Consider the following 1,291-nt stretch of genomic DNA (forward strand, 5'->3'; position numbering starts at 1 on the left):
AGCGGCGCGACGGCCGTCACGTAGGTGGCGCCATTGGCCTCGCGGACCTGCACCGCGTCGTCTCCGAATGCCACCGGGCGGTAGCGGACGTTTGCATCCATGCTCGTGTCTCCGTTCATTCTGTCATCCCGCAGCCGAATGCTGTTGCCGCACTTCTCACTGGCCGCGGTAGTCGGCCTGTCAGCCTGCCGAGCGTACCTTGTTGGTCTTGGCGTCGAGGAAGGCGGCGAGCCGTCCGCGCGTGTCCGGATCGCTGGCGGCCACCGCCGCCATCAGCGCCTCGGTCATCATGCCATCCTGGATCGACTGGTCGGCGATGCGCGGCAGCACGTGCATGACGCCGTAGTTCGTCATCGGCGCATTGCCCGCGATGCGCGCCGCCAGGCCCATCGCCTTGTCCAGGCCCTCGCCCTCGCCCACCAGGTACTGGCTGACGCCGGCGTCGTGGCCTTCCTGGGCAGACAGCACGCGGCCGGTCAGCATCAGGTCGGTCATCTTCGCCACGCCGATCAGGCGCGAGATGCGCGCCGAACCGCCGCCGCCGACGAACAGGCCGCGCGAGCCTTCCGGCAGCGCGTAGAACGCCGACTCCTCGGCGACCCGGATATGGCAGGCGCTGGCCAGCTCGAGGCCGCCGCCGACCACCGCGCCGTGCAGGACCACCACCACCGGCACGCTGCCGTAGGCGATGCGCTCGAATGCAGCATGCCACATACGGGAATGCAGGACGCCCTCGGTCGTATTATTCTCGCGCACCTCGGACAGGTCGAGTCCGGCGCAGAACGCGCTGCCCTCGCCGGTCAGCACGGCGGCGCGCGCTTCGGGCGGCAGGTTGTCGAAAGTGTCGCGCAGCGCAGCGACCAGGCTGTCGCTGAGGGCATTGCGCTTGGCGGGACGGCAGATCGTGATGCGCGCAACGGCGCCGATCATTTCCAGCTTCAACAGCGGAGGATTCAGGTTTTCGCTCATGGTTTCGCTCTCTGCACTAGTGCATGGCACTTCACGTAAAAGTTTGTGATGTCTCATAATGGTTATACTTTATAACAAACAAGACGGGTGCGCAAGCGGGATCGAGCGGCCATTTGACAACATTTTTTTGCTTCCCATCCACGCTTGAACCGGCCATGGAATATAGTTATACTCGAATACGATTATGAAATATAACTATCTTTTTTGACAGGGAGACAAGCATGAAGATCATCAGCGCGGACGAAGCAGGCAGCCTGATCAAGGACGAAGCCACGATTTTCCTGGGCGGGCTGGCCATGATCAGCCTCCCGGAAGAAGTATT

1 protein-coding gene is annotated in these 1,291 nt (G+C 63.1%); it reads right to left on the reverse strand.

All coding sequences use genetic code 11. The annotated features are described in order from the left end of the window. Positions 1–180: 180 nt before the first annotated feature. Positions 181–969: a crotonase/enoyl-CoA hydratase family protein gene (locus H162_RS0129740; RefSeq protein ID WP_020657099.1), complete on the reverse strand. Its 789-nt coding sequence runs from the start codon at positions 967–969 to the stop codon at positions 181–183. Between the last annotated feature and the right edge of the window lie 322 nt (positions 970–1,291).

It is taken from the genome of Massilia niastensis DSM 21313 (assembly GCF_000382345.1).
Lineage (GTDB): Bacteria > Pseudomonadota > Gammaproteobacteria > Burkholderiales > Burkholderiaceae_D > Telluria > Telluria niastensis.

What these genes read in the sequence shown, in the direction of transcription:
- H162_RS0129740 (WP_020657099.1), bottom strand. Translation starts at nt 969, where the DNA reads ATGAGCGAAAACCTGAATCCTCCGCTGTTGAAGCTGGAAATGATCGGC.